The sequence below is a fragment of the Gordonia aquimaris genome, from assembly GCF_026262595.1.
Lineage (GTDB): Bacteria > Actinomycetota > Actinomycetes > Mycobacteriales > Mycobacteriaceae > Gordonia > Gordonia tangerina.
Window position 1 is genome coordinate 129848 of record NZ_JAPKFM010000006.1, and the last position, 15397, is coordinate 145244.

A 15397-nucleotide genomic window follows, 5' to 3' on the forward strand; every position below is an offset into this window, starting at 1 on the left:
ATCCCGCCGAACGAGTGGTTTTCGGGTCGTGACCTGAGCGTCGCTGCGCGAGACTGATCGGTGATCAGCAGCGTCGAGGGCCAGGTGTTCCGGTGCGTCGAGCACTCACCGACTGGAGATCAATTGTGGACCACTTCGACGTCGTCGTCATCGGCTCGGGTCCGGCAGGCCAGAAGGCGGCGATCGCGGCCGCGAAACTCGGCAAGCGCGCCGCGATCGTCGAACGACGCCACATGGTGGGTGGGGTGTGCATCAACACCGGCACGATCCCGTCCAAGACCCTGCGGGAAGCGGTGCTGTACCTGTCCGGACTCAACCAGCGAGAACTCTACGGCGAGTCGTACCGGTTGAAGTCCGACATCACCGTCGCGGATCTCTCGGCCCGGACGATGCATGTGGTGGGTAAAGAAATCGATGTCATCCAGAACCAGTTGGCCCGCAACTCGGTCGCCATGCTCATCGGTAACGCGTACTTCGTCGACGCGCACGAGATAGCGATCGAGGATGCGACGGGTGATCTCAAGCGGGTCACCGCCGACCACTTCGTCATCGCCGTCGGCACGCGTCCGGCACGTCCGTCCACGGTGGAGTTCGACGGGGTCACCGTCGTGGACTCCGACCAGATCCTGGCCATCGACCGCGTCCCCGGATCGATGGTCGTGGTGGGCGCCGGGGTCATCGGGATCGAGTACGCGTCGATGTTCGCCGCGCTCGGCACCAAGGTGACCGTCATCGAGCGACGACCGACGATGCTGGACTTCTGTGACCGCGAGATCGTCGAGGCGTTGCAGTATCAGTTGCGCGAGCGGGGCGTGACATTTCGGTTCGGCGAGCAGGTGCAGACGGTGGAGAACCACCCCTCGGGCACCCTCACGATTCTGGAGTCGGGCAAAAAGATCCCGGCGGATACGGTCCTCTACTCGGCCGGTCGGCAAGGGGTGTCCGACGAGCTGCGAGTAGAGGCGGCCGGCCTCACCGCCGATGCGCGGGGGCGGTTGAAGGTGGACGAACACTTCCGCACCACCGTCGATCACATCTATGCGGTCGGCGACATCATCGGTTTTCCGGCCCTGGCGGCGACGTCGATGGAGCAGGGGCGGCGGGCCGCCTACCATGCCTTCGACGAACCCGTCGGTGCGACCGATGCCGACCTGCAGCCCATCGGCATCTATGCGATCCCGGAGATCAGCTTCGTCGGTCGTACCGAAGACCAACTGACCACCCAGAACATCCCGTTCGAGGTGGGGGTGGCGAGGTATCGGGAACTGGCCCGCGGTGCGATCATGGGCGATTCGTATGGCCTGCTCAAGCTGCTGGTGCACGCCGAGGACCGGACACTGTTGGGAGTCCACGCCTTCGGCAGCAACGCGGCCGAACTGGTGCACATCGGTCAGACCGTGATGGGCCTGGCCGGTACGGTCGACTACCTGGTCGATGCGGTGTTCAACTATCCGACCCTGGCCGAGGGATACAAAGTGGCCGCCCTGGACGCGGTGAACAAGATGCGTGCGATCGCGCGGGTGCGCTCGGAGGGCCACCGGCTCGATCTGGACGCCGGGTCGCCGCTACCGGACTGACGATGGCCGGCCCGACGACAGCCCACAACACAGCTCAGGCCCGGACGACTGTCCGGGCCTGACCTGTGTTGAGTGCGTTTGTTTCAGCTCCCGGGGATGTAGTCCGGGCCGATGGTTCCGCGGACCACTATCGGGGTGTCACGCGGGATGGTGTCGAACACCCACTTGCCGTTGGCGGTGCTCACGTTGATGCATCCGTGGCTCACATTGCTGCGGCCCTGCTGCTCCACCGACCACGGGGCGGCGTGGATGAAGATGCCGTCCCACGACATGCGGGTGGCGTACTCGACGTAGGTCCGGTAGCCCTCGGCCGAGTCGACCGGAACGCCGTACGTGGACGAATCCATGTACATGTCGCGGTAGCTCTCCTTGGTGTAGTAGACACCGTTGGGAGTCGGATGCTTGTCGGAGCCCATCGAGATCGGCATCGTCTTGACTTGATTGCCGTTGTGCCACCAGGTGATCTGGTGGGTGGCGTCGTCGGCCAGCGCGATCCAACCGGTCGAGGTCTTCACATTCGGGATCGCCGGACCCTTGGGCGTCTCCGGTGTCGACGGCGTCGGTTCCGGAGTCGGGGTGGTGGTCTGCGGCGTCGATGGGGTGCCGGGCATCTGCGGCACACCGGGGATGTTCGGGATCTCCACCGGGGGCAGGCCCGGGATCACGGTGACCGGTGCAGCACCCGCCGTCATCGGCAGCATGAGCATCACGGCAGCGGCGCCGATCACGGCGGCAACCGCACGTCGGGTCGTGCCGCGACGGGCGCGACGAGAAGTCTTCGATGTGAACACTGAGAGACCTTTGCAGTTTGAGTTACTGAAGCGCATCCCCCGGAGCGCGCAACCATCGTTACACAAACGTTGCCTTAGGGCCAAAGCCGAGCAGCGTAACAGTCGTCGAACGATGGACGTTGCGCTGGGTCTGAGGGTGAAGAGCGTGGTGGGCGGGTCGGACGACCCGCTCTGTGTGATCACCATCACGCCTCCTCGGCCGGGTCGCGCGCACGCGGCAACCGAACCAGCGCAGAGTCGGCAGCTCAGCAGGAGCTCGGTGCCGGTACGCCCTGGAACCGATCCTGCAGATACCGGAACGCCGGAAGCAAGCCGATGAGCGCGGCGGACAGGTGATCAGGTGACGGCGTCGACATCCGTTCGACCGGGAGTCCGGCGCGGCAATAGCGGTCAAGGGTGTGGTCGATGGAGGACACCGGGATCAGGGCGTCGGTGGGACTGTGCCACTCGAAGATCGGGGTGCGTGGGATGCCGCGGTAGAGCGACAGGCTGTTCTGTTCGACCACGCGGCGGGCCACAGGGTCATCGAAGATCGCCCGCCCGCCGACGGTGACCTGCTGGGCGTCGTGACCGGCGCCGAGTCGCAAGATGTCGTTCGTGCAGGCATTGCGCATACCCAGGTACATCTGTTTGCCCAGTGGTGACAGGTGCTGCCACATCGGGATCTGCTTCGGATACTCGCGGGAGACTCCGATGGCGGCGGCGAAGGCCAGCCCGAACGCGGGATGCGGCGTGCTGTACCCCAGGCCCTCGGCCATCTTGAGCAGATTCATCGGCACCCCGCCATACGCGGCGCCCGCGATGTCGAGGTCGGGCGCGTAAGTGGGTGCCAGCGCGGCCGCCCACGCGGTGGCCATCCCGCCGCCGGAATAGCCGGCCAGACCGATGGGGCTGTCGGCGGACTTCGCGGGACCGAAGTCTTTCACCGCACGGATGTTGTCCAGCGTGATCTGACCACCGAGCTTCGCGGCCCCGTAGGCGCTGCGTGGTCCGAGGTGATCGGGGATCGCCACCGCCCACCCCTGTTGCAGCGCGACGTTGAGGCCGGGGGCCTCCCGGATAGCCAGGTTGGGGTCCTGGGTCCAGAGCGCCTGCGACGGTGCGCACTCCAGGCCGGTCGCGTTGATGATGTGCTGAAACGACAGCAGCGGCCCGTCGGCCGTCTTGCGGGTGGGGACCAGGACCGTCGTCACGGCCGCGATGGGCTCACCCTGACTGTCCGACGAGCGGAACGCCAACTGGTAGGTGCGCACATCGAAGAAGCCCGGCGGGTTCGGGCGATCCCGGGTGGCGATGATCTCGCCTGGTGCGAGGGAAGCCAGGTTCGGCGGTGCGTCGTAGAACCGGTCACGCAGCGGCGTCGGTAGGGCGACGTTGTCGGCGGTGGCGTTCGGGGCGCCCGCCAGCAGTCCGATGACGGTGGCGACGATGGCGGCCAGGATCAGAGGGCCACGCAATGCGGACGGCCCGGAGCGGTTGGTGGCACGTCGGTGCCCACCACGTGATTCGGTCATGGATCCCCCCAGGGAAAATGCAGTGTCGGTTCTCGACGGACACCGACCCCCTGAGTCCCATCGTCAGTCCATTATCGGCCATCGGCCCGAAAAACCACAACGCCGGGTGCGAACTCGTCAAAGGCGAACCGCACGTGCACGTTGCGCGCGTGTGCCGGCCACCGAGCGGTCAGGCGGGCTGCGGGTGTTCGGTGCGCAGGTGACGGACCGGTTCCGAGCATGATTCGTCACGGCAGACGAGCATCACATCCACTCGTCCAGGACCGGAAGCCGAGTGCACCACATCCTTGCGGACATACAGATTGGCTCCGCAGCTCGGACACTTGCGCTGACTCTTGGCGTGGCTGGAAGACATGTCCCAAGCCTACGCCCACAGTGACGTCCATCACAGTCGTCTTGCGTAGCCAACTCGCCCGATGGAAGCGAAAGACCGGAGGCCCGAGGGACCTCCGGTCAGGTGGAGCGGGTGACGGGAATCGAACCCGCGTAGCTAGTTTGGAAGACTAGGGCTCTACCATTGAGCTACACCCGCGTGCCGCGTCACCTGGTGGGATCGCCATCGGCGTCGCGTGCGTCCAAGACTGTACCCAATGCGATGTCCCAACCAGAAATCGCACTCGGCGAGTCGCGTTTTGCCGGGTATCGGCGCGTTGCCGGTGCCCACCCGTTTAGGTGGTCGACAACCCGGCACGTACTATCTTCTGTTGGCCCTGCTCTGCGTTTCGTCGGTCATCGATCGGGCGTGGGACATCAGGCCACCGGGATGTGGCGCAGCTTGGTAGCGCATCCGCTTTGGGAGCGGAGGGTCGCAGGTTCAAATCCTGTCATCCCGACCGATGTGGTGGCGGCACGCCCGCGACAGATACGCACAGACCAATGACACCGACGCAGAAATGCAGATGTAAGGAGCAGGCGTGAAGAGCACCGTCGAGCAGCTCGGCCCGACCCGGGTGAAGCTCAATGTCGAAGTCCCGTTCGAGGAGCTGTCCGGCGAGTTCGACCGGACCTACCGTTCGCTGGCCCAGCAGATCCGTATCCCGGGCTTTCGTCCGGGCAAGGCGCCCGCCAAGCTGATCGAGGCTCGCGTCGGTCGCGACTCGATCCTCGCCCAGGTGGTCAACGACGCGTTGCCGGGCAAGTACTCGCAGGCCGTGGCAGAGACCGAGACCAAGGCGATCGGCCAGCCCGAGATCGATCTCGCCGAGCTCGTCTACGGCAGTCCCATCACGTTCACCGCCGAGGTCGACGTCCGCCCGGAGATCGAGTTGCCGGAATACTCGACCCTCGCGGTCGAGGTCGACACCATCGAGATCGATGACGCCGAGGTCGATGAGCAGGTCGAGGGGCTGCGTGCGCGCTTCGGCACACTCAAGGGTGTCGACCGCGGCGCGCAAGAGGGCGACTTCGTCTCCATCGACCTGGCGGCAACCGTCGACGGCGAGGTCGTCGAGGAAGCTTCCACCGAGGGTCTGTCGCATGAGGTCGGTTCCGGTCAGCTCATCGAGGGCCTCGACGAGGCCCTGGTCGGTGTCAAGGCCGGCGAATCGAAGGAGTTCACCACCACGCTGGTCGCCGGAGACCACTCGGGCGAGCAGGCGCAGGTGACGGTCACCGTGAACTCGGTCAAGGAACGTGAACTGCCCGAACTCGACGACGAGTTCGCCCAGATGGCCAGCGAGTTCGACACCGTCGCCGAGCTGCGCGACAGCCTTGTCGACCGGGTCAAGCAGTCCAAGAAGATGGAGCAGGCGAACGCGATCCGCGACAAGGTCCTCGAGGAGCTGCTCGCCAAGGTCGAGGTCCCGCTGCCGGAGAAGGTCGTCGCAGAAGAGGTCGAGGGTCAGCAGCATCAGATCGTGCACGCACTCGGGCACGACGACGAGCAGGTGGCAAAGTTCCTCGAGGCGCAGGGCAAGACTCGCGAGGAGTGGGACGCCGAGGCCCGCGAGGAGGCCGAGAAGTCGGTGAAGACCCAGCTGCTGCTCGACGCGATCGCCGATCAGCAGGAGACCGAGGTCGATCAGGACGAGCTCACCCAGCAGATCCTGTTCCAGGCCCAGCGCTACGGCATGCAGCCGCAGGAGTTCATCCAGCAACTGCAGAGTGCCGGCCAGGTCGGCGCGGTCTATGCCGACGTGCGCCGCGGCAAGGCGCTCGCCGGAATTGTCTCCGAGGTGACGGTCACCGACACCAGCGGCGCCACCGTGGACACCGACGAGTTCTTCGGTGCGGCCGATGAGGACGATGTCGCTGCAGACGCGACCGCTGGCGACGAGAACGAGAACGACGAGAACAAGAACGACGAGAACTGATTCATCGCACGAGTAGTGGGCACAACAGCCGGACCCGGGTCCCCATACCCGGTGGCCGGCTGTTCTGCTCTCAGCGAATAGGGGGCTTGTCGGGACTGTCCCTCCGGCGGCATTGGTTAGTGTCGGTGAGGACCTCGCGATGATGCTTTCGTGAGACCCCTAGGGTCGCCACGGCAGAACAAGTCATCGCAGACAAGCTGGACCGAGGAAACCGGTGGACGCGGTTTGTGACCGCACGTCACCACGACAGGCAAAGGTAGGAACAGTGAGTGAGCCGACGATCCACACGCCGACCCTGAGTTCGGGAGTGTCCGGGCTGAATCTGACCGATTCGGTGTTCGAACGACTGCTGCGTGAGCGCATCATCTTCCTCGGCACCCAGGTCGACGACGACATCGCCAACCGGCTGTGCGCGCAGATCCTGCTGCTCTCGGCCGAGGATCCGACCCGCGACATCAACCTCTACATCAACTCGCCGGGCGGGTCGGTGACCGCGGGTATGGCCATCTTCGACACCATGCAGCTCGCCGAATGCGATGTCGCCACCTACGCGATGGGTATGGCTGCGTCGATGGGCCAGTTCCTGCTGGCCGCCGGCACCCCGGGCAAACGGCATGCCCTGCCCCATTCGCGGATCATGATGCACCAGCCGTCGGCCGGTATCGGCGGCACCGCGGCCGATATCGCCATCCAGGCCGAGCAGTTCGCGGCCACCAAGAAGGAGATGAACCGGCTCAACGCCGAGTTCACCGGTCAGCCGCTGGAGAAGATCGAGGCCGACTCGGACCGTGACAAGTGGTTCACCGCGCACGAAGCGCTCGAGTACGGACTCGTCGACCACGTGGTCACCCGCGCGGGCTCGGTGACCCCGTCCTGAGCGCCGACCACGCACCGCAAACACGAGGCCACATCTCACCAACGGAGCAGCAGATGACCAACTCCTTCTCGCTCGACCACTTGCCCGCCGACGTCGCCGCCGGCATCCCGTCGTCGGCGCTGGCGATCAAGAGCATCGAGGCGCGCTACATCCTCCCGCAGTTCATCGAGCACACCCCCAACGGACAGCGCCAGTACGACCCGTACGCGAAGCTGTTCGAAGAGCGCATCGTGTTCGTCGGCACCCCGATCGACCAGACCGTCGCCAACGACGTGATGGCGCAACTGCTGGTGCTCGAGTCCCAGGACCCTGACCGCGACATCACGATGTACATCAACTCGCCGGGCGGCAGCGTTCCGGACATGTTGGCGATCTACGACACCATGCAGTACGTCCACTGCGACATCGTGACGGTCTGCCTGGGTGAGGCCGCCTCGGCGGCGGCCATTCTGCTCGCCGGCGGTACACCCGGCAAGCGCGCGGCGCTGCCCAATGCCACCGTGCTGATCCACCAGCCACGGACCGGCGGTGCCTACCAGGGTCAGGTGTCAGACCTGGAGATCCAGGCCGCAGAGATCGAGCGCATTCGCAACCGGCTCGACGAGATCTTGTCCCGCCACACCGGGCAGGACAAGGACAAGATTCGCAAGGACACCGACCGCGACAACATCCTGTCGGCGGATCAGGCCAAGGAATACGGCATCGTCGACGAGGTCTTCGAGTATCGCAAGAAGTCGATGAAGAAGGCCTGAGTCGGATCCGGCCCGCACGCACCTCGTCTCGACACGCCGGGTCGAGGTGCGTGCCCAACATGGTCGTCGGCAGTCATCCTGGACGTCTGCGCGGGAGTTCGATCGCCGTGCAGAAGCGGGAAGCCAGATGGCGGCGGCCATGACGCCCAGCACAACCAGATAGCGGACGACGACCGAAACTTCCGACACGACATTTGGCGTTATCGGTCGAAGTTCGAGCGGCGCGCGGGTACCGTCGGGTTGTTGGGCGATCCGCATGCCGCACGGTCACCCATGCCCGGCTGCGCACGGTGAAGGTCCGTCGAATCGACCGGAGCAAGAGGAAGGTACGTACACGAGATGGCACGAATCGGAGACGGTGGCGACCTGCTGAAGTGCTCGTTCTGCGGAAAGAGTCAGAAGCAGGTCAAGAAGCTGATCGCCGGCCCCGGCGTGTACATCTGTGACGAGTGCATCGATCTCTGCAACGAGATCATCGAAGAGGAGCTCGCCGAGAACGGCGATGTGAAACTCGACGAGCTGCCCAAGCCGGCCGAGATCCGTGACTTCCTCGAGAACTACGTCATCGGTCAGGACACCGCCAAGCGGACGTTGGCCGTGGCGGTCTACAACCACTACAAGCGAATCCAGGCCGGTGAGAAGAAGGACTCCCGCACCGGTGAGTCGGTGGAGATCGCCAAGTCCAACATCCTGATGCTCGGTCCGACGGGCTGCGGGAAGACCTACCTGGCGCAGACCTTGGCGAAGATGCTGAACGTTCCGTTCGCCATCGCCGACGCGACGGCGCTCACCGAGGCAGGGTATGTCGGCGAGGATGTCGAGAACATCCTGCTCAAGTTGATCCAAGCGGCCGATTACGATGTGAAGCGCGCCGAGACCGGAATCATCTACATCGACGAGGTGGACAAGGTCGCGCGCAAGAGTGAGAACCCGTCGATCACCCGAGACGTCTCGGGTGAGGGTGTGCAGCAGGCGTTGCTGAAGATCCTGGAGGGGACGCAGGCCTCGGTGCCGCCGCAGGGCGGGCGTAAGCATCCGCATCAGGAGTTCATCCAGATCGACACCACCAACGTGTTGTTCATCGTGGCGGGTGCCTTTGCCGGTCTCGAGAAGATCGTGTCCGAACGAATCGGCAAGCGCGGGCTCGGCTTCGGTAACGAGGTGACCAGCCGCGACGAGATCGACACCACCGATCACTTCGCCGAGGTGATGCCGGAGGATCTCATCAAGTTCGGTCTGATCCCGGAGTTCATCGGTCGTCTGCCGATCGTCGCCTCGGTCACCAACCTGGACAAGGACTCCCTCGTCAGCATTCTGTCCGAGCCGAAGAACGCCCTGGTCAAGCAGTACACCAAGCTGTTCGAGATGGACAACGTGGAACTCGAGTTCAGCAAGGATGCGCTCGAAGCCGTCGCCGATCAGGCCATCCACCGCGGTACCGGCGCGCGCGGGCTGCGCGCCATCATGGAAGAGGTGCTGCTTCCGGTGATGTACGACATTCCCAGTCGAGACGACGTGGAGAAGGTCGTCGTGACCGGTGAGACAGTCCGCGACAATGTGCTCCCGACGATTGTCCCGCGCAAGAACAGCCGCGACGAGCGCCGAGACAAGAGCGCCTGACCCGCCTTCTCATCACCGCAACCCCCGGGAGTTCCGATGCCCCGGGGGTTGCGGCGTGTCGCGGGCGGACGCGCCGGGTCAGGTTGCCGTCCTGCTGGGTTCGAGCCGGATCACCACCGCTTTGGAGACCGGGGTGTTCGATTCCCGCGCGACCGATCCAAGCGGGACCAGGGGATTGGTCTCGGGATAATAGGCCGCGGCGTTACCCCGCGGGGTGGAGTACGCGATGAGTTCGAAATCGTCGACGCGACGTTCCTCGATGCCGGCCTCGCCCTCGTACTCGGAGATGATGTCGACGCGATCGCCCGCGTGCAGACCTGCGGCCGCGATGTCATCAGGGTGACACATGATGACCCGGCGGTTGCCTTTGATGCCGCGATAGCGATCGTCGTGGCCGTAGATCGTGGTGTTGTACTGATCGTGACTGCGCAGGGTCTGCAGGATCAGTTTTCCCTCCGGTACCCGTACCCAGTCGAGGGGATGCAGCGCGAAGTGCGCGCGGCCGTCCGGGGTGTCGAATTCGCGGCGATCGCGCGGGGGATGGGGTAGCACGAATCCGTCGGAGAGTCGGACGCGGATGTTGAAGTCCTCGAAACCCGGGATGACCCGAGAGATGTGGTCACGGATCAGGTTGTAGTCGCGGCGCAACTGTTGCCATGGCACCGGGTGATCGGGGCCCAGGGCGGCGGTGGCGAGATCGCAGACGATGCCGACCTCGCTGCGCAGGTGCGCCGACGCCGGTGGCAACGAACCGCGCGACAGGTGTACCACCGACATCGAGTCCTCGACCGACACCTGCTGTGCCACACCGTCGACAAGATCCTTGTCGGTGCGTCCAAGGGTCGGCAGGATGAGCGCGGCGCGACCGGTGGCCAGGTGGGATTCGTTGAGTTTGGTGCTCACCTGCACCGTGAGTGCACAGCGGGCCAGGGCGGCGCGGGTGAGGTCGGTGTCCGGTGCCGCGGACACGAAATTGCCGCCCATCGCGAAGAACACGCGGACCTCGCCGCGCGCCATCGCGCCGATGGCCGCCACCGTGTCATACCCGTGCTCGCGTGGAGAGTCGATGCCGAACTCGGCGTCCTGGGCCGCGAGGAAAGACTCGGGCATCTTCTCGAATATGCCCATCGTGCGATCGCCCTGCACGTTGGAGTGCCCGCGGACCGGGCACAGGCCGGCGCCCGGCTTACCGATCATCCCGCGTAGCAGCAGCACATTGGTGCCCTCGCCGATGGTGGCCACCGAATGCCGGTGCTGGGTCAGGCCCATCGCCCAGCACAGGACGACCCGGTCCGCCGAGGCCACCGCCTCGGCCAGGTCGCGGATCTGTGCGTACGTCAGTCCGGTCGCCGCAAGGATCTCGTCGACATCGACATCGTCGAGCGACCGAAGGTAGTCGTCGACCCCTGTGCAGTGGGCGTCGAGGAAGTCCTGGTCGAAGACGGTGCCCGGGGCGGCCCGCTCGGCGTCGAGCAACAGTCGCGCGACACCGCGGAACAGGGCCATGTCGCCGCCGAGACGGATCTGCAGGAAGTCGTCTGCGAGTTTCACGCCGTGCCCCACGACGCCACCGATCTTCTGCGGATCCTTGAACCGCATCAGACCGGCCTCGGGCAGCGGATTGATGGCGACGATCCGGGCGCCGTTGTGTTTGGCCTTCTCCAATGTCGACAGCATGCGCGGATGGTTGGTGCCGGGATTCTGACCGGCGATGATGATGAGATCGGCCGATTCGATGTCGGGCACGGTGACCGATCCCTTGCCGATGCCGATCGATGCGCCGAGCGCAGAGCCCGAGGACTCGTGGCACATGTTCGAACAATCCGGCAGGTTGTTGGTGCCCAGACTGCGCGCGAAGAGTTGATAGACGAACGCCGCCTCATTGCTGGTCCGGCCGGAGGTGTAGAAGACCGCCTCGTGCGGCGATGACATCGCCGAGAGTTCGTCGGCGATGAGCTGGTTGGCCTGTTCCCAGGACACCGGCCGGTAGTGTGAGTCACCCGGAGCGAGGTACATCGGGTGGGTCAACCGCCCCTGCTGGGACAGCCAGTAGCCCGACCGCTCCCGCAGGTCGTCCACCGAGTGAGCGGCGAAGAACTCCGGGGTCACCCGTCGCCGGGTGGCCTCCTCGGCGACCGCCTTGGCACCGTTCTCGCAGAACTCCGCATGCTTGCGGTGGCCGGGCGTCTCCGGCCAGGCGCACCCGGGACAGTCGAACCCGTTGCGCTGATTGAGTTTCGCCAGCGTGCGCGCCGTGCGGACCGGACCCATCTGCTCGAGCCCCCGCGCCAGAGCCACCGCGACCGCTGGGACCCCGGCCGCATGATCCTTGATCACTCCGGTGTCGGTGTCGACGGGTTCGGTGACGGCGATGTCGGTGGACTGGCTTTGACGGCTCATATCCCCATCTTGCCCCGAGTGGGCCGGACTGTCGGCACACTGGTCCCATGGCGCAAACCGATGGGCAGCGGGTGGCGGGAATCGTGCTGGCAGGCGGCCGTTCCCGACGGATGGGTCGCGACAAGGCGGCCATGGACTGGGCAGGTGAGCCGATGCTGGCGCGCGTGGTCCGGACGGTGGGGCAGCGCTGCGATCCGGTGTTCGTGGTGGCCCCGGAGGAATCCGCGGCCTATCAGGGGCTCCACGGCACCGGCGGCCCCGAGGCGCAGTGGGTCACCGACGAAACGCCGGGCGGCGGGCCGCTCGCCGGTCTTGCGGTGGGGTTGTCCCGGGCGGCCGATGCCGGCGCGGCATGGGCGTTCGTGTGTGCGACGGACATGCCGCTGATCTCCTCGGAGTTGATCGACGAGCTGTTGCGGGGGGTCACCGTGTCGACCCAGGCGGTCATCGCCACCGATGCGCAGCGTGACCACCCCATGGCCGGGCTCTATCGCACCGACGTCGCGCCGGTGATCGCGGAGCTGACCGCGGGAGGTGAGCGACGGATGCTCGCCGCGCTCGAAGCGTTGACCACTCATCGCGTTGCCGTGGGCAATCCGGAATGGCTCACCAATGTCAACGCTCCCGAAGACCTGCACCGGCTCCATGTCTAGCCTGTGACGTTTCCTAAGATTGTGGGGTGAGCACACCCGATCCGAGCCGCGAGCTACCGAAGTCCTGGGACCCCGTCGAACACGAGGCGCAGCTGTATCAGGGCTGGGTGGATGCCGGTTACTTCACCGCAGACGCGACCAGCGACCGGCCGGCGTTCTCGATCGTCATCCCGCCGCCGAACGTCAACGGGTCGCTGCACATGGGCCACGCCTACGAGCATGTGCTGATGGACGCGTTGGCGCGTCGGCGCCGCATGCAGGGCTACGAGGTGTTGTGGCTGCCCGGAATGGATCATGCGGCCATCGCGATGCAGACGATGGTGGAGCGCAAGATCGCCGCGGAGGACGGATTGACGCGCGACGACCTCGGTCGCGAGGCATTCATCGATCGCGTCTGGACAGAGAAGGCCGAGATCGGCGGAAACATCGGCACGCAGATGCGGCGTCTCGGTGACGGCGTCGACTGGAGCCGCGAACGCTTCACCATGGACGACGGTCTGTCACGCGCCGTGCAGACAGTGTTCAAGCAGATGTACGACGACGGGCTGATCTACCGCGCCGAGCGGCTCGTGAACTGGTCGCCGGTGCTCAAGACCGCCATCAGCGACATCGAGGTGAGCTACGCCGACGTCGAGGGCGAACTGGTCAGCTTCCGCTACGGCAGCCTCGACGACGACGCGCCACACATCGTGGTCGCCACCACCCGACTCGAGACGATGCTCGGCGACACCGCGATCGCGGTGCACCCCGACGACGAGCGCTACGCCCATCTGATCGGCACCGAACTCGACCACCCGTTCGTCGACCGGCGCATCCCGGTGATTGCCGACGACTACGTCGATCCCGAGTTCGGCAGTGGCGCGGTCAAGATCACTCCCGCACACGACCCCAACGACTTCGCGATCGGGCAACGCCACGACCTCCCGATGCCGACCATCATGGACGACGAGGCGCGCATCGCCGACACCGGAACCGTGTTCGACGGGATGGACCGGTTCGAGGCGCGGGCCAAGGTGCGGGAGGCTCTCGCCGAGCAGGGCCGCATCGTCACCGAGGTCAGGCCGTACCTGCACAGCGTCGGACATTCCGAACGGACCGGCGAGCCCATCGAACCGCGGTTGTCCATGCAGTGGTGGGTGCGCGTCGAGTCCTTGGCCAAGGCGGCAGGCGACGCGGTTCGCAACGGTAACACCGTGATCCACCCGACCTCGATGGAGCCGCGCTGGTTCGGCTGGGTCGACAACATGTACGACTGGTGTATCTCTCGTCAGCTGTGGTGGGGTCACCGCATCCCGATCTTCTACGGCCCCGAGGGGGAGGTCGTCTGTGTGGGGCCCGACGAGCAGGCACCCGACGGCTATGTCCAGGAGACCGACGTCCTCGACACCTGGTTCTCGTCGGGCCTGTGGCCGTTCTCCACCATGGGCTGGCCCGACAACACCGCCGACCTCGAGAAGTTCTATCCCACTTCGGTTCTCGTCACCGGCTACGACATCCTGTTCTTCTGGGTGGCCCGGATGATGATGTTCGGTACCTACGTCGGTGACCGGCTCGGCGACGGCAACGCAGTGCCGTTCCACAACCTGTTCCTGCATGGTCTGGTGCGCGACGAGCACGGCCGCAAGATGTCGAAGTCGAAGGGCAACGGCATCGATCCACTCGACTGGGTGGAGCGCTTCGGCGCCGACGCGTTGCGCTTCACGCTCGCTCGCGGCGCCAACCCGGGTAGCGACATATCGGTCGGCGAGGACCACGCACAGTCCTCGCGCAACTTCGCGACGAAACTGTTCAACGCCACCAAGTTCGCGCTGATGAACGGCGCCACGGTGGCTGAACTACCCGATCGCGCAACGCTGACCGAAGCCGACCGGTGGATTCTGGATCGACTCGAGCAGGTCCGGGCCGAGGCCGATGCCGGTTTCGAGGCATACGAGTTCTCCAAAGCCTGTGAGGCGCTGTATCACTTCGCGTGGGACGAGGTCTGCGACTGGTATCTGGAGTTGGCCAAGGTCCAATATGCGCAGAACGACGACGCACGGTCCGCGTCGACGTCGGTGGTGCTCGGCACTGTGCTCGACAACCTGTTGCGGCTGCTGCACCCGGTGATGCCATTCGTCACCGAGGTGCTGTGGAGGTCGCTGACGGGGCAGGAGTCGGTGGTGATCGCGTCGTGGCCGGCGGCCAGTGGTGTGCCGACCGACGCCCCGGCGGCCCAACACATCGACGACCTGCAACGGCTCATCACCGAGGTTCGGCGCTTCCGCAGCGACCAGGGGCTGCGCCCGGGACAGCGGGTGGCCGCCGAGATCGACGGCCTCGACGCGGCCGCACTCGATTCCTCCCGTGGATATCTGGATTCGCTGGCTCGGCTCGAGCCTGCCGACGACGGTTTCGCGGCCACCGCGACGATCGACGTGCGGTTGTCGTCGGCGACGGTGACCGTCCGGATCGACACGTCCGGGACCGTCGACGTGGCGGCCGAACGTAAACGGCTGACCAAGGACCTCGCCGCCGCGGAGAAGGAACTCGCCTCCACCACTGGCAAACTCGGCAACGAACAATTCCTGGCCAAGGCCCCTGAACAGGTCGTGGCGAAGATCCGGGAACGACAGAAGGTGGCGACCGAGGAAGTCGATCGCCTCGGTGGTGCGCTCGCCGCTTTGGGTGGCGCGTGAGTTCCCGCGACGATCAGGACCACGGCGCCGATGCCGACGACTGGGACGACGATCTGGACCGCGACCACCTCGGTCCCGACGGCCCGGTGTCGCAGGATCTCGGCGCCCTGCTCGACGAGATCGACGCGCGGGATGCCGACGTCGACCCTGCCGATATCGACCCTGCCGATGTCGACCCTGCCGATGTCGACCCCGCCGATATCGACCCCGCCGATATCGACCCCGC

Annotated in this window: 11 protein-coding genes and 2 tRNA genes; 8 read left to right on the forward strand and 5 right to left on the reverse strand. The window is 65.6% G+C overall.

Translation table 11 applies throughout. From position 1 onward, the window contains the following. Nucleotides 1-125: 125 nt before the first annotated feature. Nucleotides 126-1577: a Si-specific NAD(P)(+) transhydrogenase gene (gene sthA, locus OSB52_RS08545; RefSeq protein ID WP_235722393.1), complete on the forward strand. Its 1452-nt coding sequence runs from the start codon at nucleotides 126-128 to the stop codon at nucleotides 1575-1577. Between the two features lie 83 nt (nucleotides 1578-1660). Here sthA and OSB52_RS08550 read toward each other — a convergent pair whose 3' ends face one another. The 4 genes from OSB52_RS08550 to OSB52_RS08565 form a co-directional block, all read right to left on the reverse strand. Further along, the gene (locus OSB52_RS08550; protein WP_266061269.1) at nucleotides 1661-2368 is read right to left on the reverse strand and encodes a L,D-transpeptidase; all 708 of its coding nucleotides are present in this window, start codon (nucleotides 2366-2368) and stop codon (nucleotides 1661-1663) included. A gap of 245 nt (nucleotides 2369-2613) precedes the next feature. Further along, nucleotides 2614-3882, reverse strand: coding sequence for a lipase family protein (locus OSB52_RS08555; RefSeq protein WP_266061271.1), 1269 nt, complete (start codon nucleotides 3880-3882; stop codon nucleotides 2614-2616). A gap of 169 nt (nucleotides 3883-4051) precedes the next feature. Further along, complete coding sequence (locus tag OSB52_RS08560) at nucleotides 4052-4237, reverse strand: hypothetical protein (protein WP_235722326.1); 186 nt, start codon at nucleotides 4235-4237, stop codon at nucleotides 4052-4054. A gap of 103 nt (nucleotides 4238-4340) precedes the next feature. Then, a tRNA-Gly gene (locus OSB52_RS08565) sits at nucleotides 4341-4414 on the reverse strand. A 227-nt stretch (nucleotides 4415-4641) separates the two neighbouring features. Here OSB52_RS08565 and OSB52_RS08570 point away from each other — a divergent pair. The 5 genes from OSB52_RS08570 to clpX all read left to right on the forward strand — a co-directional run bounded on the left by OSB52_RS08570 (nucleotide 4642) and on the right by clpX (nucleotide 9443). Continuing rightward, nucleotides 4642-4715, forward strand: a tRNA-Pro gene (locus OSB52_RS08570). An 81-nt stretch (nucleotides 4716-4796) separates the two neighbouring features. Then, on the forward strand, nucleotides 4797-6194 hold the full coding sequence (gene tig, locus OSB52_RS08575) for a trigger factor (protein WP_235722325.1): 1398 nt from the start codon (nucleotides 4797-4799) through the stop codon (nucleotides 6192-6194). Between the two features lie 265 nt (nucleotides 6195-6459). Beyond that, nucleotides 6460-7071, forward strand: a complete 612-nt coding sequence (locus OSB52_RS08580) for an ATP-dependent Clp protease proteolytic subunit (RefSeq protein WP_235722324.1) — start codon at nucleotides 6460-6462, stop codon at nucleotides 7069-7071. 53 nt (nucleotides 7072-7124) lie between these two features. After that, nucleotides 7125-7823, forward strand: a complete 699-nt coding sequence (locus OSB52_RS08585; protein ID WP_235722323.1) for an ATP-dependent Clp protease proteolytic subunit — start codon at nucleotides 7125-7127, stop codon at nucleotides 7821-7823. A 339-nt stretch (nucleotides 7824-8162) separates the two neighbouring features. Then, complete coding sequence (clpX, locus tag OSB52_RS08590) at nucleotides 8163-9443, forward strand: ATP-dependent Clp protease ATP-binding subunit ClpX (protein ID WP_235722322.1); 1281 nt, start codon at nucleotides 8163-8165, stop codon at nucleotides 9441-9443. Between the two features lie 78 nt (nucleotides 9444-9521). Here the strand turns inward: clpX and OSB52_RS08595 are convergent, their stop codons facing one another. Then, on the reverse strand, nucleotides 9522-11843 hold the full coding sequence (locus OSB52_RS08595) for an FdhF/YdeP family oxidoreductase (protein WP_235722321.1): 2322 nt from the start codon (nucleotides 11841-11843) through the stop codon (nucleotides 9522-9524). 47 nt (nucleotides 11844-11890) lie between these two features. Between OSB52_RS08595 and mobA the strand changes: the two genes are divergently transcribed. Both mobA and OSB52_RS08605 read left to right on the forward strand, forming a co-directional pair. Beyond that, nucleotides 11891-12496 (forward strand): molybdenum cofactor guanylyltransferase, encoded by a 606-nt coding sequence (gene mobA, locus OSB52_RS08600; RefSeq protein WP_266061275.1) that lies wholly within the window; start codon nucleotides 11891-11893, stop codon nucleotides 12494-12496. A gap of 26 nt (nucleotides 12497-12522) precedes the next feature. After that, the gene (locus OSB52_RS08605) at nucleotides 12523-15171 is read left to right on the forward strand and encodes a valine--tRNA ligase (RefSeq protein ID WP_266061277.1); all 2649 of its coding nucleotides are present in this window, start codon (nucleotides 12523-12525) and stop codon (nucleotides 15169-15171) included. Nucleotides 15172-15397: the final 226 nt, after the last annotated feature.

Excerpts from the sequence above, each read along its gene's own strand:
- OSB52_RS08555 (WP_266061271.1), bottom strand. The coding sequence starts at position 3,882 with ATGACCGAATCACGTGGTGGGCACCGACGTGCCACCAACCGCTCCGGG.
- OSB52_RS08560 (WP_235722326.1), bottom strand. The coding sequence starts at position 4,237 with ATGTCTTCCAGCCACGCCAAGAGTCAGCGCAAGTGTCCGAGCTGCGGA.
- OSB52_RS08585 (WP_235722323.1), top strand. The coding sequence starts at position 7,125 with ATGACCAACTCCTTCTCGCTCGACCACTTGCCCGCCGACGTCGCCGCC.
- clpX (WP_235722322.1), top strand. The coding sequence starts at position 8,163 with ATGGCACGAATCGGAGACGGTGGCGACCTGCTGAAGTGCTCGTTCTGC.
- OSB52_RS08595 (WP_235722321.1), bottom strand. The coding sequence starts at position 11,843 with ATGAGCCGTCAAAGCCAGTCCACCGACATCGCCGTCACCGAACCCGTC.
- mobA (WP_266061275.1), top strand. The coding sequence starts at position 11,891 with ATGGCGCAAACCGATGGGCAGCGGGTGGCGGGAATCGTGCTGGCAGGC.